Source organism: Sphingomonas sp. LR59, from assembly GCF_036855945.1.
Lineage (GTDB): Bacteria > Pseudomonadota > Alphaproteobacteria > Sphingomonadales > Sphingomonadaceae > Sphingomonas.
In genome coordinates this window covers 540440-559790 of sequence record NZ_JASPFL010000001.1, presented here as the reverse complement: position 1 = coordinate 559790, position 19351 = coordinate 540440, and the positions used below count along the sequence as shown (strand labels likewise).

15 protein-coding genes, 1 tRNA gene and 1 pseudogene are annotated in these 19351 nt (G+C 61.8%); 5 read left to right on the top strand and 12 right to left on the bottom strand.

Features of this window, described 5'->3' with window-relative positions; translation table 11 throughout:
• Positions 1–294 precede the first annotated feature (294 nt).
• The 3 genes from QP164_RS02635 to QP164_RS02625 are packed head-to-tail and all read left to right on the top strand — an operon-like array spanning position 295 to position 8735.
• Entirely contained in the window at positions 295–4734 is a 4440-nt protein-coding gene (locus tag QP164_RS02635) for a CHC2 zinc finger domain-containing protein (RefSeq protein WP_333922027.1), read from the top strand.
• Entirely contained in the window at positions 4731–7814 is a 3084-nt protein-coding gene (locus QP164_RS02630; RefSeq protein ID WP_333922026.1) for a hypothetical protein, read from the top strand. Before QP164_RS02635 ends, QP164_RS02630 begins: the two co-directional genes overlap by 4 nt.
• Positions 7815–8735 carry a 3'-5' exonuclease gene (locus QP164_RS02625; protein WP_333922025.1) on the top strand — a complete coding sequence of 307 codons (921 nt, stop codon included), beginning with the start codon at positions 7815–7817 and terminating at the stop codon, positions 8733–8735.
• 432 nt (positions 8736–9167) lie between these two features.
• Here QP164_RS02625 and QP164_RS02620 read toward each other — a convergent pair whose 3' ends face one another.
• The 7 genes and pseudogenes from QP164_RS02620 to QP164_RS02595 form a co-directional block, all read right to left on the bottom strand.
• Positions 9168–9515 carry a DUF2958 domain-containing protein gene (locus QP164_RS02620; protein WP_333922024.1) on the bottom strand — a complete coding sequence of 116 codons (348 nt, stop codon included), beginning with the start codon at positions 9513–9515 and terminating at the stop codon, positions 9168–9170.
• Between the two features lie 7 nt (positions 9516–9522).
• On the bottom strand, positions 9523–10626 hold the full coding sequence (locus QP164_RS02615) for a PGN_0703 family putative restriction endonuclease (RefSeq protein WP_333922023.1): 1104 nt from the start codon (positions 10624–10626) through the stop codon (positions 9523–9525).
• A gap of 74 nt (positions 10627–10700) precedes the next feature.
• A complete protein-coding gene (locus QP164_RS02610) occupies positions 10701–10952 on the bottom strand; it encodes a hypothetical protein (protein ID WP_333922022.1) in 252 nt (83 codons plus the stop codon).
• A gap of 200 nt (positions 10953–11152) precedes the next feature.
• Positions 11153–12676: a site-specific integrase gene (locus QP164_RS02605; protein ID WP_333922021.1), complete on the bottom strand. Its 1524-nt coding sequence runs from the start codon at positions 12674–12676 to the stop codon at positions 11153–11155.
• A gap of 33 nt (positions 12677–12709) precedes the next feature.
• Positions 12710–12877 (bottom strand): annotated as a pseudogene (locus QP164_RS19705) (DUF6538 domain-containing protein); the annotation flags it as partial.
• 103 nt (positions 12878–12980) lie between these two features.
• Positions 12981–13055, bottom strand: a tRNA-Gln gene (locus QP164_RS02600).
• Between the two features lie 52 nt (positions 13056–13107).
• Complete coding sequence (locus QP164_RS02595; protein WP_277982235.1) at positions 13108–14217, bottom strand: branched-chain amino acid aminotransferase; 1110 nt, start codon at positions 14215–14217, stop codon at positions 13108–13110.
• A 40-nt stretch (positions 14218–14257) separates the two neighbouring features.
• Between QP164_RS02595 and QP164_RS02590 the strand changes: the two genes are divergently transcribed.
• A complete protein-coding gene (locus QP164_RS02590) occupies positions 14258–14764 on the top strand; it encodes a MarR family transcriptional regulator (protein WP_132738463.1) in 507 nt (168 codons plus the stop codon).
• A 407-nt stretch (positions 14765–15171) separates the two neighbouring features.
• Here QP164_RS02590 and QP164_RS02585 read toward each other — a convergent pair whose 3' ends face one another.
• From QP164_RS02585 to QP164_RS02565, 5 genes are all read right to left on the bottom strand, one after another.
• Positions 15172–15966: a pyrroline-5-carboxylate reductase family protein gene (locus tag QP164_RS02585; RefSeq protein ID WP_435368398.1), complete on the bottom strand. Its 795-nt coding sequence runs from the start codon at positions 15964–15966 to the stop codon at positions 15172–15174.
• A 2-nt stretch (positions 15967–15968) separates the two neighbouring features.
• Entirely contained in the window at positions 15969–16475 is a 507-nt protein-coding gene (locus QP164_RS02580; protein WP_165886520.1) for a YbjN domain-containing protein, read from the bottom strand.
• A 97-nt stretch (positions 16476–16572) separates the two neighbouring features.
• Positions 16573–16872: an accessory factor UbiK family protein gene (locus QP164_RS02575; protein WP_333922019.1), complete on the bottom strand. Its 300-nt coding sequence runs from the start codon at positions 16870–16872 to the stop codon at positions 16573–16575.
• 28 nt (positions 16873–16900) lie between these two features.
• Entirely contained in the window at positions 16901–17419 is a 519-nt protein-coding gene (locus tag QP164_RS02570; RefSeq protein WP_431358244.1) for a TspO/MBR family protein, read from the bottom strand.
• A gap of 243 nt (positions 17420–17662) precedes the next feature.
• On the bottom strand, positions 17663–18436 hold the full coding sequence (locus QP164_RS02565; RefSeq protein WP_333922018.1) for a TlyA family RNA methyltransferase: 774 nt from the start codon (positions 18434–18436) through the stop codon (positions 17663–17665).
• Positions 18437–18635: 199 nt separating this feature from the next.
• Between QP164_RS02565 and QP164_RS02560 the strand changes: the two genes are divergently transcribed.
• The gene (locus tag QP164_RS02560; RefSeq protein ID WP_132738478.1) at positions 18636–19307 is read left to right on the top strand and encodes an RBBP9/YdeN family alpha/beta hydrolase; all 672 of its coding nucleotides are present in this window, start codon (positions 18636–18638) and stop codon (positions 19305–19307) included.
• The last annotated feature ends 44 nt before the right edge of the window (positions 19308–19351 follow it).

The window sequence follows — 19351 nt, the reverse complement described above, 5'->3', positions numbered from 1 at the left end:
GCGCGTGCTTGAACAGGCGAGCTCATAGAATGCGGCAAGCGATCTGGATCTTTGGAATGCTGGTTACAGTGCAGGTCGGTCTTTGGTTGCTCTGATGGCGAACAGAGCTTTGTTCAACCTAGCGGCTGCCGTTGTGTCCGCCGACGTCCAAACCGTCGATGCCGGGCCGTGATACGCTAATCGGTTATCCGTCGAGCAGCAGGCTATGTGGTGGCGCCTCTGACCCCTTTCGGGCATGTAGTTTGATGATCGTCAAACTGGAAATCTAGAACGCCGATCGAAACCAGGGGGCCATTGACGTTGAAACCAAGGGAAAATGCCGACGTTAGGGACATAATCCAGCGAAGCGACATCGTGGCTGTCGCGGCTGCGCTTAAGATTGGGATCGATCGAAAAGAGTCGCGGCCTCGCAAAGCGCTTTGCCCCTTCCATGACGATCGCAACCCCTCACTTAACCTCTATCAACGGGCAAACCAGCGCGATAATTTCCATTGCTTCGCGTGCGGCGCGCATGGCGATGTCGTCTCACTTGTGCAGCGCCGAAATGGGCTCGAATTTTGGGACGCAATCAAATGGCTGGCCCCATACGCAGGCGTGTCGCTTGCCGAGGGCGTTCGGAGGCCCGCCGTTGATCGGCGGAGCGGCGCGAAGCAATTTGCTCAGCGGATACGCGGTGGATCCGACGAAGAAGAATTAGCGCGCGTTGCGGAGCAACGTGGCTTTGAACCTGAGATTCTTCGGCGAATCGGCGCAGGCGTCTTCAATCTTACCGCGCTGCGTCGCGAAGCGTCTGCTGATCGCATCTTGGAAGAAGCCCTCTGCGGTGTCGGGATTTTGCGTCCCGAAGCCGCACCCCTTTCAGATAGCGAAGCACGGAACTGGCTACGCGGATTTTATTCAGGCTCGCGGATCGTCTTTCCAATAGGCAACGAGGGGGCGCCCACCGGGTTCGCCGCGCGCGCACTTGGGAATGAAGATCCCCGTTACCTCTATTCATTCGATTTTCCGCGCCGAAACACGCTTTATGGCTCGGAACGCGTCGAAGCTAAGCTGGGCCGGCGCGAATTGCGAGGAACCGCGACGCACATCTATATCGTCGAAGGGATTTTCGATCAGTTGAGACTGGAGTCGCTCGACTTCGAAGCAGTCGCTCTGCTTGGATCGCGCGCGGCACCCGGTCAAGTCGCGGCGCTCGCGCGTCTCGCGGACATTGCCAGCCAAGCAGATCGGCCCCTCCAGTTTCGCCTATTTCTCGATCCAGACTCCGCTGGCCGAGATGGCGCTTACGATCTCATCCTCTCATTGCTGCGCCTGCTCGACGGCGGCGCGGCGTTCGGGATCGAGGTGGTGCTGCCGCCTCCGCATGCAGACAAAGCGGATCCCGATACCTATCTCCGCGGACAAAATCACGCGAATGCGGTCGCTCTGCTCGAACAGAACGCCTATGCGGCGCTCGAATTTATGCTTGGGGTGCGAACGGGCCAGAGCGAGCTTCCAGTTGATTTTGCCGCGCTGTCCCCGGTGCAATTGGCGAGCAGTGCGCGTCGCATTGCTCACAGCCTTCCTAATGTAAATTGGGACCGAGTCTTAGCGCCCCTAGGAGCTCGTGGGGGACTGGCAAATTTCGCCGCGACAATCCGCACCTATGGCGACAGCGCACCCGTTACAGCACCGAACCCCTTGGAAGTACGCGAGACGTCGAGCGATCCGCGAGCCGACCTGATCACGGCTTTGACGGTGGGCCGGTCATCCACGCAGCGCCGCGAATATCCTCTCGATGACGAGGCATGGGAGCGGCTGGCGGTTGCGGCCTCGCCTTTGTTCCATATCCATCGTGAGCGACTGCGGGTCGGCGATGGCCCGATGGCGCCGCTTCTCGCCCGCCATCTTCCCAAGGGAGGCGGGCGCAACCGTCTAAAAGCGGGGCCGGTCGCGGCCGACGCGTTGCTCCAACAATACGCGCTGATCGAGCTGCTGCGCGACCGTCCTGGCGCGCCCGGATTTTCCAATTCTGTTCCCGCAGTCCGCTTCGATCGGCGAACAGGCGGTAAGGGCATTTACCGGACGGGGGCCGAGGGCGAGACCGAGGCGCTGAGCTTCGCCTACCAAGTCGACATGGGAATCGTGAACGGCGAAGCCCCGCCGGTGCGAGAGGGCATCTTTCGACCATACTTCGAATGCTGGCGCGCCTTTATCGACCATCTCGACGGTAAGATCCGCCGCTATAGGCACGATGATCTACAAATCCTGCGGCTCGATATCACCGGCTTCTACGAGTATGTTCGGCGCGACGTGATCGGTGACGCGCTGCAAGGGCCGCTGGAGCGTGCACTCGCCCAATTTGCACAGTCAGACCGCGGGCCGCTTGGTTTCGCACCAATGCTCCTGCCCGATGCGGGTGTCGATGCGGCCAATCGCGCCAACGTCTTCACCGACTTCGTCCTTCGTCATGCCTTTCACCGCGAGCACGCCGATCCGGAAACGGGCAATCTTGCACGCCTTAGCGGTCTACCTCAAGGTCCTGATCTGTCGGCTTACCTCGCCAATATTTCACTCTTCGACCTCGACGACATGATGCGTGCCGAGGTGCAGCGTATCGACGCAACTTATGAAGAGAATGAGGCCGAGAGCGACCAAGATTTAGGCCGGCAGGATTTCAGCGACCCGCCTGCGAACCGCGACGACGCTAGGCGAGCACGACGCCAAGGCGGGTGCAGTGCGGCCTACGCCCGCTATGTCGACGACATTATCATCATCTGCCCAAGTGCCGACGTCGCCGGTTTGTTGCGACGAAAGATCGAAACCCACCTCCAACTGAGGGGACTGTCTCTCAATCGCAAGAACCCGACGCCACCTCTTATGACCCGCGAGGAGGCGCGCGAGTGGCTTACCGATAGCCGCATGGGATTCGGATTTTCAGGCCCATTGGCTGACATGCCCGTGACGGACACGATGGATCCCCTTGCCGATGCTGGTGATATCGATCGCCGCACCGCACTCGGTCTCCTGTTCGATCCGGAACTCGACGATCTGCGGCACCCTGACCGCATCTACGAGCGACTGGAACGTGCGTTTCGCGCGACTGAAGTGCGATTTGGCGACCGCGCAAATGCCTACCGCCGACTTTGGCTGATTGCGGCGGGACAAGAGGCCTTGGGCGCGGCGGAGATTGCTCGCTCATTTCGAACCGAAGCCCTTCGCGTGGACGTCGGCGCGCGAATGGCCGACGCTCCTTTCGATATCGCACTTGCGGCGCTGGAAGCGATCGAGCGCGCGCTGCGCGCCTATATACCTGAGGCGTTGGAGGAGGATGCACGCGACTGCTGGGCAGATCGCCGAGTTCGGCTAGGTCGGGCGGTTCTTGCCGACATCTTTACCCCTTTGGCCAGTGCGTTCCTAGGTGCGGGCGCACAGCGTTTCCTGGGTCGCCATGATGTCTGCTGCCAAATCGCTATCATCGCCTGTCTCGCGCTGGCGGTCCTCGAAGACGCGAATATTCTGGTTGAGGACCACCCCTTCGCGGCTTTGACGCGGTTTCTATCGCCGGCCGAAGGCGCAAATCTTTTGCCGGAAGGATTGCGGCTGTCGCTCTATCGGCACGATGGAGACCTCGATCCAGGCCTCGCCGGGCTCACCGTCCCCTCCGAGCAGCAAGCCCGCAGTGCCTTTCGTCGCCTAGAGGTTGCACTCGTCAGCCTGCAACGGCTCGATGGCGGAGCGCCCGATCTATCACCGGCTGCGCCGGTCGATCCCCTGTCGACGGGGATTGAGCGGGTCGTCGAGAACATTCTCAAAATCTGGAGGCCCGGCGCGACCGAAGAGGCCGGGATCGATACGATTGAAGTCGACGCTGCGGCGACGCTCGTCAACGTAACATACCGACATTTTGCAAGAGTCGCATTTTCACGGCCACGGCTGATACGGATGATCGCGAACCAGAACAACGCGACCGCACTGCCGTCGCCACCAGGTCTCGAAGCGTCTGGCTTGCTTTTGTGGTGCGCGACCGGTCAACTGCTTTTCGCTGCGCCGCGGGGCGATGCTCCGCTTCCAGTCGGCGCGCAGTGGCGCCAGGATCCCGCCAGCGGACCCAATTTTCTCCATCTGTGGAAAGCCGATTTGGCCGCCAATATCAGGCCGCTCGTCGAGATCGAGACTGACTGGGATGCACGGAATATAGCCTCGCTGTACGAGGGGGATATGGTTCTTATCGTGGCCTTCTTGCAGCCGCGACCGAACAAATACCTGTTCCAACCGCCTTCTCGTTCTTTGCCCCTGTCGATGCGAACAACGCGCCTGACATTCACAGCGCAACACTCATTTGTTGGACTGCACCCCGCGCGGCCGTCGATGGTCACGCCTTTGTGCGAAACGGCAGCGCCCTCGAAGCACGGCCAGTTCATCTTCTCGACGCCGACCATTGGCGTTACGGTTGGGCAGTACGTGACCTTTGCCGCCGGCCAGAAGGCCCCGCTGAGGACATCGCGGCCTTGGAAGGCCACGGCGATACTAAGCTCGATCGCGTGGGTCACCGCCGCGACGCCATCTTGGCTCGCGTGCTGCCCCGACTTTCAGGTGCTGATCAATGGGGCGCCGGCTTGCAATCCGAAGACGGGGCCATACCAACCCGTATCGCTCGGGCGCTCCGGCTGCTCACTGCGTTTGGCACCACCGAACTCCCTGACCGACACGCAACCTATCTCGTTGCGGCAACGGCCGAAGGCGTGTTCATGAGCGAACGGCTGAGCACGGCCGGCGATACGAGCCATAGCGGCCGTCCTGCTGCGATCGCAGCGCGGGCTGCGCGGCGAGTGAGCAGGGCTCTTCCAGCTGCAGGTCGCTTGTGGCCGGACGGTCATCCGCTTGCGCTTGGTCAGCGAAGGAGCGCATCCGCTTGGTTTGCCGCGGCCGATCGAGTCGAGGCGCGGGTCGAGGACCTCGACAAGGCTGCAGCCGTTCCGCTTGCGGCGCTCGGGCTGGGGCTCACACTTCTCGGAACGATGGCTGAGTTGCGTGCGCAAGCCTTTGAAATGGCGGCTGCCCTGCCTTTGGGCAGTATCGAGCGACTGCAAACTCTTCCGATCGACCTGTCGTTCGTCACGCCGCAACTAGGCGGCGAAATCGCGCTGATTGATGATAACGAAGGCCCCATCGACGGCGACCCGGACGTTCAGTTACAGCGCACATTGAAAATCTTCGGGCAGATCATCGAGGGTCGCCGTACTGCGGCGGCAGCGGCGCGCGACACGATTACGCCGCTCGGGTGGCTGATCCTCGTATCGACCCTATTGCAAGTAACACCTCCATCAACGACCGCGTCTGGAGAAAATCGACCAGCCCTGTGGCGCATGACACCTGAGGGGTTCGAACAAGCGGCAAGGGCGATCTCCGCTTTGTTGCCATTTGCCGCAGCTGCGGCGCTTGAAACCACCGATGACAGCGACTGGCCCTGGAACGCGTTTACGCCCCTTCGTGCTGCGATGCCCCAGAGACTCAGACACCATCTGGCCGAGTTATCTGCTGCCGCGGCGCTCCGGATCGACGTCGTGCGTTCGACCATTAATCCGCGGACCGGTGAAGTCGTCGACGGAAGACCGGTACTGCGCCTGGCGGATGGCAGCTCGCATCGACTGTCCGAGTGGCAGATCGACGTGGCCTATGTCGCGGGCGAGAGACGGTTGTCGACAGAGTGCGACGATCAAGACGGCCGCATTCGCTATAACTATTCCGTGGCCTGGAACAACGATCGAGTCGTTGGACTTCATCTTGTTTCGCAAAGCCTTGCTGAAGTCGCGTTCACCGCTTCGTCGGGACCGGCAGACAACGGCGAGCAGCTGGCTGGCGAAGGGCGTTTAGGAAACCTACTAGCCGATCCAATCGAAAATCTCAGCACGCCGCCGAAGCTCCCAGCTGCGGACGAGGCGCGGTCCGGCACGGCAATCGCCGCCTCGGACGCTAGAAGCGATGGCATAAACGGGGAGAGTGATTCTCGCCCTAAAGATGCGGTGTCCGAACCGCTCGCCACGGCGCCATCGAAGGACGGCAAAGGACCAGCCGGTACACTATCGCCCGCCAACGCTATGGCACGCATCATTCAGTGGCAAGACAGCCTATGGCGCGCGCGCGCCAAGCGCGACCCTGGTATTCAGCGCTTGGCTTTGGTGCAATGGGATGTCGCCGACACCTATTACGCGCCCGGTACCGGTGGCGGAAAGCACGAGGGGTTGCGCGGGCTCGACGGGGAGGCAATCGATGCGAAGACCGCAAATGGCGGAGGCGTCTTTCAATCTGTCGCCGAAGGCCGGCGGCGAGCAATCATGCTTGAAGTGCTCCGCGCCTGCGACCGCTTCAAAGTAGATGGCCTCGTACTTCCGGAATACAGCCTGCGCGCCGAGACGATTAATTGGTTGACCCGCCAGCTTGCAGCGAGGAAATTGTCGCTCACGATCTGGTGCGGGACTTTCCGCGTTCCTGATGGCACTTCGATCTCGACGGCAATTCCGTCGAACGGGCCCTCGCCTTTCTTTCAGCCGATCACACCTGGAACGCCCGGCACTGTAGAGTGGGAAATGCATTCAGCCTTGCTGACCTGCATCGATGCATTGGCGTCCGAAGACAAAGTCCGAATTCGGTGCACGGTCCGGCGCAAGCGATATCCTTCGCCGGCGGCGGGCGAACTTATAAGACCTTCGGTGAAGGAAGTCTGGCAGCCCATGCTGACGCATGAGAAAGATCCATTCCGGCTCGGAACCTACACAGTGGAACTCGTGTGCTCGGAGATGTTCCTGCACGCCAGCACCTCCAATTTTATCGGGATCCTCGAGGAAAACAGGACTCTCGCCGCACGCTACGCGATACATTGGCCGCCGTCGGGCGCTCTCGATTCTCTTAACGACGACATGCATGTGTTCGCCCGCTGGACGTCGTATCGCAGTGTTGAGGAGCCTCCAGAACTTTCGCGCGGCAAAGCCATGCAGCGGACATTGATCATCCTCCCGGCCATGACGTCCCGCTCAGCCGACTATCACATCTTCGGGCAGAACCAGTATCTCGCAGCCGGGCTTGTGACCGCGTTTTGCAACGCAGTCGAGCCAACGGCTGGTGTCGGCGGGAGCGCTTTTATAGGGCTGGACGGATGGAAGACCGGAATGGAGGTGGCGACGCCTTACGGCTCACTGGCGCCGGGAATCTTCCAGCTTGAAAGCAAGCATAGCGGGGCGCTCGGCGCGAAAGAGACGGCGATGGTAATCGCAGACATCGACCCGATACGCACCACCGACCTTAAGCCGCGTCCCCATTATCAGGGACGATCGCTTCAGCTCGTCGCGCATCTTCCGCTCTTTTTCTCGACAGAGTCCGATCCGTCACCTGAGGCCCGGGGCACGCGCGAACGAATGCCACGGAAGCGGTTCGTCGATGGAGCGCTAAAGGGCTTTCTGGAAGCGGCTGCGGCCGTACAGGAGGTGCTGGACGCACCGGAGCCAAGTTGGCGTCATGAGCGTGCTGTTCCCGACCCCGACCCTACGGTGGAGCAGCGGCGGACGGCGATCCTGCAAAAAACCGCAGCAGCAATCGACATGCTTGCCTGCTTTGCCGACGATCCTGGATGGTTACGCCGGCGCGCCGGCGCGTTTCGGGAGAAAAGGTGGCATTACTCGCCGCCGTTGATCCTTCCGGCTCTGACCGACTGGCTGTACGTCGACGATAGCTGGTACGAAGTGCCCGTCGATTTAGGCGACAAGCATCCGTGGGAGGCCGACGAAAATGTAATCGACGTCCCGCGCGATTGCGGCACGTCCAACTTCGAGGCGTGAGTGCGTACCTTAACTGGGAATACGGCATCGGAGGAAATGTTGGAGGCCGCTGCCCGCCAACTTGAAGCGTCGGGACGTTACCGCGTGCTTCGCCGGTTGGACCTACCCGCCTCGCTGACCGAACCTGATGGCAGTCTTACGCGACTCGGTATGTTTCTCGATATCGAGAGCACAAGTCTCGATCCCTTGACATGCGAACCGATCGAACTGGCGATCGTGCCCTTTGAGTATCGGCTCGATGGAGCAATCGTAGCTATCCATCCCTCGTTCCATCAGTTCAACCAACCGGCCGCACCGATTTCTGAGGAAATTACTAGGATCACAGGAATTACAAACGACATGGTTGCCGGACAGTGCATAGATCCCAACGCCGTCGCAAACTTCATCACCGACGCGGCAATCATTGTCGCGCATAACGCAAGTTTCGATCGGCCTATCGCCGAGCGCATTTCACCCGCGTTCATCACGAAACCGTGGGCCTGCACGATGTCGGATGTTAATTGGAAGGAGGAAGGGTTCGAAAGCCGACGACTAAAAGATTTACTGGCCGCGTTTGGAATATTCTTCGATGCTCACCGAGCTTTAGATGACTGTGAGGCAGGAATAGCGCTTCTTGCTCAGATAATCCCACGTTCGAGCCGCCGCGTCCTCGAGACGATTCTAACAATGGCACGCAAGTCATATTGGCGTGTCTTTGCGGTAGAGGCCCCTTACGACACCAGAGATACCCTTCGACAGCGCGGTTATCGCTGGAACACTGCCCCGGCTTTCGGTCCGCGTTCCTGGTGGGTTGATCTGGAGATGAAGCAAGTCGAGCCCGAGTTACGCTTTCTTGAAGGCGAGATTTTCAAGCGCGTGATAAATCTGCCGATGCAAGAAATTACCGCGTACAACCGCTTCTCGTGCCGAGTGACCACATAGCCGTCACGCGAGGGTGCTCGAGAACACGACGCGCGCAGCTCCGCCGTTCTCGTTTACGTCCAGGCTGTCAAAAATCCTGCCGGCATATGCGACATGACGCACTGGCATACGCGCTTCCCAATGAACCCATCGCCCTCGACGGCTGTTCGAGCGGGGATCGTCACACAGATTGCATCTCAGGAATCCTGATACCACGGGGCGGCGGGTGTGTTCAGCTGACGGATCAGCACCCCATAATCACGCGGGCTCCAGACGTCTTTTCGGGCCGAGCCGGCAGGGAACACGCGGTAGTCGCTCCCCCTTACCGCGTCCTCGTCCGGGTCGATCAAAACACGACCGTTGTCTTTGAACGCTCTAATTACGCCAAATCCGCTACTTCCGCGTCCAGTCCACCAAAAACCTTCTGCCCAATCTTAAAGACTTCTTCGGTGCTCAATGGAAGTCTCCTGCCGTTGATGCCGTAATTTCAACCACCTTGCCCGCGGCCCTAGCGGTGTCCGCATAACGAGACAGCAGCTCCGTCGCGACGAAAGTGGCATCCACCTCGACCAGTAGACCGAGCCTGCTGCGAATGGCTGCCAGCTGAGCGAGGCTGACGTAGCCAAGCTCGGGATGGCCAAGACCCAAATCGCAGAGTCCGAACGCGATATCTTGGTTGCCGGGGTCCACTTCGGTCAGCAACCATGTCGCGCCCCCATCTGCCAAGAAGACCTTCAAGATCGGCGACGGATCGGCGTCGGACGATACGTTGGCGCGATGACCATTCGCGAGGAGCCGCATCCATTCGCTAGGCGGGATGAAGGATGGTCGGCTCATGTGAGGCGGCCAGCCCGATAAGCTTGAGCGAGGGGACCGTTGCCTTCGTCTTCTGCCAATTGCCGACACGCGCCTTCAATGCGGCGGCGACAAGAGCGTGGACTTTTCCCCAATCCAAGTAGCGATCGAAGAGAGCCGCCGCGGCGTCAGGTGCACCGGCGACCGCGATTGCGTTGATGACCGCATCCAGAGTGAGATGGTGGAACGGCACCTGTCCCTCAAGCGTGGGTTTGAGGAACGCAGCATACAAATCCGCCTGACGTTGCACACGATCTGCTGCGGCGGGCGCAACCGTGACCATAACCCCCGAAGGCCAGTCACCCCGGATCACAGCCGCCTGGGCCAGCAGATGCTCCCGAAATAGCTGCTGGAGCGGGTTGACCCTCAAGGCGCCATGGTAGGGCTCCTTAAACAGCCCCGACGCCTCGGCGAGGTCGTCGTAACGGCCAGGTCGGCAGGGCGCGCTCTCATAAAGGCTTTCAGAGAGCTTCCATTCCATCGCGAGGACGCCGACCCGCTGCGCGTGGCGACTGCGGCGCTTGCGGGTAAACCAGACACAGCAATCGTGCGCGCTGCGGTCATTCTCGCCGATCCCGCGCTTTGCAGGCGAATGCTCGAAACGAACCGTGGTGACGGTGTCCACATCTTGATCGGGCAACAGCCGCCGCAACACGCGGGCTGCGAGATCGAGGTCGAAGGCAAGGAGACCCATAACGTTCAAACAGAGGCTAGTGGACGATAGGGCGTTCCCAAGCGTCCGGTCATGATCGAGGAACGCGCCGGGCTCTCGGTAGGCGATCGTTCGATGCGCCAGTTCCGCAAGGCCGGGGCTGAGAAAGTTGCGGCCGGCCATAGCCGCCGTGGCACTGAGGCGGGAACCGAGGCGACGGGGCGTCCCGTCTCGGCCGATGTGAACGCCGGTAGGCACCTTTCGCTGGCGCAGCCACAACGCCTGCATCAGACGCAGGCAGCTCTTCAGGCGGTCGTCATGACGTTCGTGGACATGGAAGCGCTTGAGCACTTCGACCGGCACGAGTGGCAGCAACAGGTTCGATTGACCGAGCTTCGGTTTCATGAGTCCTCCGTGACGAACGCCCGTGTCGATACGGACGAGGAGGATTCATCTGCGGCCGCGACCTATTTACCGAATTATTCGCGTTGTCGCGCCAGGAGCTCGATCAGCGCATCGACGCCGCGTTCCGGTTGAGCTGGGCCGCCATCAAAAAGCATTCGCCCCGTCGTCGGGTAGAAGCTCAAATCGGGTGTTACCTTGATCTGATGTGGATTACCGATAGGCCTTCGGGCCTCGGCCCCCGCCATTAACAACCGCTCTATCGCTCGGATCATCGACGGGCTGTCGTTCTCTCGCGCCGCCGCCATTGGCATATCTTCAAATCTCATTTCACCTTCCTTCTTATATCCCCCTCCGGGGCATAGAGATAAGGGTTATGGGTGAAGGTATAGGGTAAAGGTATAGGTATAGGTATAGGGTAAAGGCAGATAGGTAGCGGTAAGGCAGGGGGTAGGCGTAGGGCGCCTAAAACTTATGCGCTTCAAGCACACCTCTGTCTACGCAAACTAACGCCAACTGCCCCATCGTTTCATGGCATATTTACCAAATGGAGATGGGAAAGATCGATGCCGATCTCGATCGTCTCAACGGCATCTTTGATATTATCGATCGTAAATCCTTTGGTATATCGTGCCGTCTCGCCTGCAGTCTCATGCCCCGTTACTTCGTCAACTATCGGGCCGTCTACGCCCGCTTGGCGCATGAACGTTGTCGCGGTGTGCCGAAATGAGTGAAAGTCGCGGCGAAAAACGTAGACATCTGCTTCCTGGCGGTAGCGGCTGAACCACTTTGAATAATTGTGACCTAGGCGGTCATCCGCGCCGCCAGGGTTCAGATCAGGAAAAAGCATCCTATCTTTTGCCTCTTGGCGCTCGTTAAGATGCACGAGCAGGCCTAGCCTCACCAGTTCGGAGTGCAGTGGCACCCGTCGAACGGCATTGACGTTCTTGAGCTGCTGTCCGTCTCTGTTATTGATGTCAAACACCCAGACCCCTTCTTCTCGTCGAACATCCACAAGCCGAAGCTGGCAAATCTCTTCCTGCCGCATCCCGGAGAATACCGCGATTAGCGGCAGCCAGAACTTTGCGTCGCGAACGATCAAATCCCCCGGCTTGGAACGTCGGGTTAGCGACTGACATCCGCTCCAGAGAGGAGTCGCAAACAAACCGGCGAGTTGGTCACGGCTCCAATGCTCTCGCTGGTCGCGCGCGCGCTTCGCCGACGGAAATTTCCATTTAGCGAAAATATTGGTCGTCGCGTGTCCCTGCTCAACCGCCATTGCCCATAAAGCGGCCAAAGCATTGAAATGCCGCTGGATCGTGCGAGGCGATAAGCGTTCAATGGACTGATCTGCGGTGGCAGCAATGATTTCAGACGCGAGCATGCCCCGAAACTCCGCCGCTTTGCCGTAATTTGCGGGCAGATCGCTTAGGAGTTGCTTGAACGCCGCCGCATCCGTGCGAACGAAACTGGCAAGCGGTCGATCGCCGAAGTGTTCGAGGAACAACGCGTAAGATTTTCGTGCCTGCAAAGCTGTCTGCTTTTCCCACTCGCCGCGCCGTACCTGCGCTTCACGAAAGCGATCTGCCTCGACGGAGAAAAGTGGCCCTGATGGTGGCTCAGCAGGAGCCGAGAACGCAGGAGCCTGAGCGGTGCCCGGCGCATGGGGAGCTACCGCCGCCAGAGCGGCAATCAGAAGCTTGTCGCGCGGCTCGTAATTGAAATCCCCTTCCGCACGCGCACGGAGCGATTCAGCAACTTCCACACCGGCGCGCAACATCGCCTGCCCAGCCTTACGCACGCTTAGCTTATCGAAAGTCGTCTCCATGCCATACCGTCGCGCCAGCATAACGGCGGTGATCTGCCGAACGGACCCGAAGGCGTTGCTAGCGAGGTCGATCCGACTGCGTTCGGCAAGTTGCCTATAATACTCCGCGCGATGCTCCTGAAAGGCGTCCGGCTCGTCGGCCAGCAACCGCTGCGTATCATCCTGCTGAAGGATAGTAGCGTAAAAATCTTTCACAAGCGCGGCGATATCATCGTCGCTCAGCATGGGCGCACATTCGAGAACACCGAATAGTTCCTCCGACCGCAGATACAGGCAGCGCGAGAGCGTCCTCGCCAGAGCAGCTTCATGCGTGTGGAGGCTGCATGTCAATTCATCCCGCGCCAACAGCCCTCGTAAAGCCGCGGGCACCACTCGGCGGAAATGATAGACGCCGCGGCGTCGGACCGTATTTGGGATGCCTCCCATACCTACAAAGCTCCGGCTCTGTAGCAGGGCGCTGTAGCAACGCCCCACCACGGTTCCGGCACCGCTTGCAAAACCGCTTTAGGTCAGCAGCTTAGGTAAAACCTGGCTGGGGCGGCAGGGTTCGAACCTGCGCATGGCGGCATCAAAAGCCGCTGCCTTACCACTTGGCGACGCCCCAACAGAGGCGGCCTTATAGCGGGGCGGCGGCGTCTGAAAAGCCCCCGCGGACGTCAATCCGCGAGATGGTGCAGCCAGTTGTTGTCGTCGGGTGCGGTGCCGCGCTGGATCGACACCAACGCGTCGCGCATCCGCATCGTCAATGCCCCCGGGCCACCGCTGCCGATTGTGAAGCGACCCTCGGGACTCGCCACCGTGCCGATCGGCGTCACCACCGCCGCGGTGCCGCACGCAAACGCCTCGACCAGCCGGCCGCTCGCCGCATCGGCGCGCCACTGGTCGATCGTGTAACCCTCTTCGCGGACCTCGATGCCCTGCGCGCGCGCGAGCGTCAGGATCGAGTCGCGCGTGATCCCGGGGAGGATCGTGCCGGTCAGTGCGGGCGTCGCCATGCTGCCGTCGTCGAACACGAAGAAGATGTTCATCCCGCCCAATTCCTCGACCCAGCGACGCTCGGCCGCGTCGAGGAAGACGACCTGATCGCAGCCGTTGCGGATCGCCTCGGACTGCGCGAGCAGGCTGGCGGCGTAGTTGCCGCCGCACTTGGCCGCGCCGGTGCCGCCCTGCGCGGCGCGCGTGTATTGCTGGCTTACCCAGATCGACACGGTCGGGGCGCCGCCCTTGAAATACGCGCCGACCGACGAGGCGAGCACCATGTAGAGATATTCGGCGGACGGCTTTACGCCGAGGAACACCTCGGAGGCGAACATGAACGGGCGCAGGTACAGCGCGCCGCCGTCGCTCTCCGGAATCCAGTTCGCGTCGGTCTTGACGAGCCGCTCGACCGATTCGAGGAACAGCTCTTCGGGCAGTTCGGGCATCGCGAGGCGTCGCGCCGAATCCTGGAAGCGGCGCGCGTTCGCTTCGGGGCGAAACAGCGCGGTGCCGCCATCGGCGAGGCGATACGCCTTCATCCCCTCGAAGATTTCCTGCGCATAATGCAGCACCGACGAGGCAGGATCGATCGTCAGCGGCGCGCGCGCGGTGATGCGGGCGTCATGCCAGCCTTCGGTCTCGCTGTAGCGGATCATCGCCATATGATCGGTGAAGACGCGGCCGAAACCGGGGTCGATCAGCCGTTTCGCGCGCTCGTTCGCCTCGACCGGGGTCGCATTCGGTTCGTGCCGAAAGGCGGAGGGCGACGTAAAAGCTGGAGCGGACATCGAATTCTCTCTCAAGGCGGGTTGCCGACGACTACGGGCGATGGCTAAACCGGTCAACATGTCTGCCACAGCTTCGCCTGCCTCACCCCTGTTCCTTCGCGAACCCGAGCTCCGCCGTGGCATGGAGCTGTTGTACTTCGGCTACAGCCACCTGACGCGATCGATCGACGAGGGACTCGCGCAGGAGGGCTTGGGGCGCGCGCATCATCGTGCGCTGTATTTCATCGCGCGCAAACCCGACATGACGGTGAGCGAATTGCTGTCGTTGCTGGCGATCACCAAGCAGTCGCTCGGGCGCGTCCTGAACGAACTGGCCGACCGCAAGCTGGTCGAGACCCGGCCAGGTGAGCGCGATCGGCGGCAGCGGTTGCTAAGACTGACGCCGGAAGGCTCGATCATGGAGCGAGAGCTGTTCGAGGCGGCGCGGGTACAGATGTCGGCGGCGTATGCGAGTGCGGGACAGAGCGCGGTGTCGGGCTTCTGGGCGGTTCTGGAGGGCCTGGTGCCGGAGAGCGAGCGGTCACAGGTGATCGGGCTGCGCGGGTAAGCGCACGAGCGCGGAGTGCTGATGCCTGAAGCGCGTTGCGTGCCGGAATGTTGCTCGATACCCGATGCCTGCCGGACCAAAGTCTGATGCACGCCTTACTGAGACTTTCCCGACTGATGACTGCCTGACTGTCAGCTGCTGCCGCCGCCACTGCTCTTCACCCCGCATCCATTCTTGCCCACTCCTCAACCGTCATCCCAGCGAAAGCTGGGATCTCATGGTTTGGCAGATGTCGCGAGCCACGCTGGGATACCCCAGCTTTCGCTGGGGTGACGGGATAGGGGCGGAGTGACGGGTAAGGTTAGAATGACGCGGTTAGGTTAGAATGACGGGGTAAGGTTGGAATGGCACGGCAAGGTTCGGATAGCGACTGAAGCTGGAGTGACGACCCGCCTACCCTCCACGGCCTAGCGCGCGGCGGCCGCCATTTCAGCGTTGCGGCGTTCGGAGGCGGCTAGCGTTTCCTTGAGCAACGTTACCAGCGCATCGTTGCGGTCGAGGACGTTCAGACCTTCGCGGGTCGATCCGCCGGGGCTCGCCACGCGGTCCGCGAGCACGGCGGGCGACACGTCCGCATCGGCGGCCATGATCGCCGAGCCCTCTAGCGTGGCGATCGCCAAGCGTGCGGCTTGGTCCGCCGGCAGGCCGAGCGCAGCGCCCGCCTTGGCGAGTGCGTCGGCGAAGCGGAACACGAAGCCGGGGCCGCAGCCTGCGAGTGCCGTAACCGCATCGAAATGCGCTTCGTCGGCAATCCATTCGTAATGACCGAGGGGGGCCGCAAAGGCTTCTGCCGCTACAATAGGTTCGCCGGGGGCGTAGAGCGACGTCACGCCCTTGCCGATCGCGACCGGTAGGTTGGGCATCGCGCGGACGATAATGTCGGCGGTGAACCGCTCCGACAGTGCGGCATGATCGACCCCGGCGAGGATCGACAACAGCAGCGTCGGTGCGCCCTTCATCGGCGCCAGCAACGCCTGCGCCGCATCGATCTGCTGCGGCTTGAGCGCGAGCATCAGCGTGGCAGGCGCCTTCTCGTCGGGCAGCGCAGTCAGCGAGCGGACACCCTCGGGGGCGCCCTTCCCGCTCCGCGTGATCACCGTCACGGTCGCCGGATCAAGCCCCGCGGCGGTCCAGCGGCGCAGCATCGCGCCGCCCATGTTGCCGCAACCGATCAGCCACAGCGGGCCTTCGGGGAAACTCACGCTCACGCCTCGCCGTGCGTTTCGATCAGCGCCGCAGCGATTGCCTCCTTGGGGCTCTTGCCGCCCCACAACACGAACTGGAACACGGGGTAGAAACGCTCGCATTCCTCTATCGCCGATTCGACTAGCAGTTCGGCGGCGTCCAGCGACATCGTTCCTTCATCGCCACCGTCGACCATCGCCGCATGCCGGAACAGTAATATGCCGCTCGACGACCATAGCTCGAAATGGCCGATCCAGAGCTGCTCGTTGACCAGCCCGATCGTCTCATAGACAGCCTGGCGCCGCTCATCGGGCACCTTGATGTCGGGAAAAGCGAGGAATTGCAGCACGCTATCGTCTTCGCGCCACAGCGCGCGGAGTTCGTACGTCGTCCAGCTACCCTTTACGGTCGCAACGATCTCATCCTCATGACGCTCGTGCTCCCAGCCATGCGCGGCATAGTAGCTCTCAAGCATGTCGATCGGGGCGGCGTCTTCGTGGTCGTGGTCTACTTGGTCGAGCATCATAGGGTCCTGGCGGTCCTTATCGCACGACAAAGGGTGCCGAGGCAAAAACGCCACGGCAACCCCATCGAACCCGTTTCTGCGGAAAACTGTGGAAAAGTCAGTCGACCGCCGCCCCGTATGACGCCCCGGACGGCGCATTTACTGTGGATTGCGCTGCGAACTTAGCATCGAGCGCGTCGAGCCGTGCCTTGAGCACGTCGTTTTCGTCGCGGGCTGCGGCGGCCATCGCCTTGACCGCATCGAACTCTTCGCGGCTGACGAAGTCGAGCCCGCCGAGCCATTCGCGGGCACGCTCACGCGCGCCCGAACCGGCTTCGCGCCCGACGCCCGCAAGCGTACCGGCCGCACCGTTCAAGACCTTGACGATATCGTCGAACACGCGGTTTTCGGACTGCATTGCTTCAAATTCCCGTAAGATCAGTTCGTCACAGCATTTGGGACGTATGGCTGGCGGGTGCAAGTGTCTCGGCGCCGGGGTTCAACTGCCCGATGCTGAACGCGAGCACGCCGGCAAAGCTGATCCAGACCATATACGGCACCATCAGCCAAGCCGCGGCGGGCCGTATCCGCGCGAAGACGAAGGTCGCGGCGATCGACAAGGCGAGCATCGCGACGATCACCAGCACCGATGCGCCGATCCTGTGCGCGCCGAAGAACATCGGTGTCCAGGCGAGGTTGAACGCGAACTGCCCGACGAACAGCGCAACCGCAAGCCCACGCAGCCGCGCCCCACGCGCGTTGAGGATCATCGCCAACGCAAGCCCGATCAGGATGTAGAGCGTCGTCCAGACGACCGGAAACACCCAGCCCGGCGGGTTCAGCGCAGGCTTGGCGAGGGCCATGTACCAAGCATTGTCGCTACCGACGCTGACCGAGCGACCGGAGAGGAAACCAAGCAACAGGATCAGGGGCACGGTCACGACCGCCCAGCGGAGGAACGACATCCTCAACTGGCCCTTCGAAGCGATACCGCCCACACAAATCCTTCCGTCTCTACGCGCGCTCGTCCTGGCGCGCATTTTGCGATCGGTAAACCGTGCGTTGGCGAGAATCGTTCCGCTAGTGGTTCATTCCGGCACGGTGGGTGGCGGTTAGGCACGCATCAACAACGTCCTCCGTCATCCTGACGAAAGTCAGGACCCAGAGCCAAGCAGGATCGCCCTCGGTATCCTGGGTCCTGACTTTCGTCAGGATGACGGGAGAGTTTGGGTCTGCTCGGGAGATTCACCGCCATGCATCGCGGCAATCAGGAATTCGACGTTACCCTCGGGTCCCGTGATCGGGCTCTCGACCACGCCCTCGACATGCCAGCCTTGCCCGATCAGCCATGCCGCGACCTCATCGCAGACGCGCTGGTGGATCGCGGAATCGCGGACGACGCCGCCCTTCCCCACTTCCTCGCGCCCCGCCTCGAACTGCGGCTTCACCAGCGCCATCAGCCTTGCATCGGGCTTGGCGAAGGACATCGGCCGTTCGAGTACCTTGGCGAGCCCAATGAAGCTCGCGTCGCATACGATCAGGTCGATCGGTTCGGGAATATGCGCGGGCGTGAGAATGCGGGCGCTGGTCTGCTCGTGGACGATCACGCGGTCGTCCTGGCGTAGCGACCAGGCGAGCTGGTTGGTGCCGCTATCGACCGCGTACACGCGCGCCACGCCATTCTTCAGCATGACGTCGGTGAAACCGCCCGTCGAAGAGCCGACGTCGATCGCGACCGCGCCGGTCACGTCCCAGCCAAAATGCGCGAGGCCGTGCGCGAGCTTGATCCCGCCGCGCGAGACCCAGGGATGATCGCGTCCGCGAACGTCGAGCAGCACGTCGTCGGGGAGCGTCTGGCCGGGCTTGTCGACCTTCTTGGTCCCCGCAAAAACGAGGCCCGCCATGATCAGCGCCTGGGCGCGCGTCCGCGACTCGACCAGCCCTCTATCGACCAGCATCTGGTCTGCCCGTAACTTTGCCATGCAACCGCCTATCGCCCTCCGATCCGATCGCCGCAAGCTGCCTTCCTTTCGCCGCAATGCTATTGCCTACCTATCAAGTAGGATTACGTTGAGGCTTGGGAAGCGTGATCAGCCGGCGTCCCCTAGAGCGTCCCCCGGTCACGCTTTCCACCCCGAAACGGGCCACCCCGAAACGGGGCCTTGGAGAAGGAGAAGCGCTGTGGGTAGTTTCGCACCGTATGATTCCGTCCAGCCGACCATCCTGACCGTGCCGGGTCTCGGCGGTTCGGGCCCCTCGCATTGGCAGACTTTATGGGAGGACGCGCGGCCCGACACGGTGCGTGTCGAACTCGGCATGTGGAACACGCCGCACCGCAACGCTTGGGTGACGCGCCTCGACGAGGCGATCCGCCGCGCCGACGCACCGGTGATCCTTGCCGCGCACAGCCTCGGATGCCTCGCGGTGGCGTGGTGGGCCGAACTCAGCCCGCAGCCTTATGGCTGGCCGGTGGCGGGCGCGTTGCTGGTCGCGCCGGCGGATGTCGATCGCGGCGGCGCGCAGGCGGAGTTGAAGGGCTTCTCGCCGACGCCGCGGACGCCGCTGCCGTTCCCGTCGATCGTGGTGGCGAGCAGCGACGACCCTTGGGTCACGCCGCAGCGCGCGCACAGCATGGCGGCGGACTGGGGTAGCCATTTCGTCGACGCGGGGCCGCAGGGGCATCTGAACGCGGCAAGCGGGATCGGCTGGTGGCGCGAGGGGCAGGATCTGCTGGAGCGGGTGATCGCGGCGAGTGGCGATGGCCGGGGGCAGGCGCTGCCGCCGAGCAAGGCGCGGTCGATCCTTGCGGTGAGCGCAACGGACGCCGCACAAACGCACTACCTAGGCGGCTAAACCAACTCGTCAAAAGATGCACCACCCCGGCGAAGGCCGGGGCC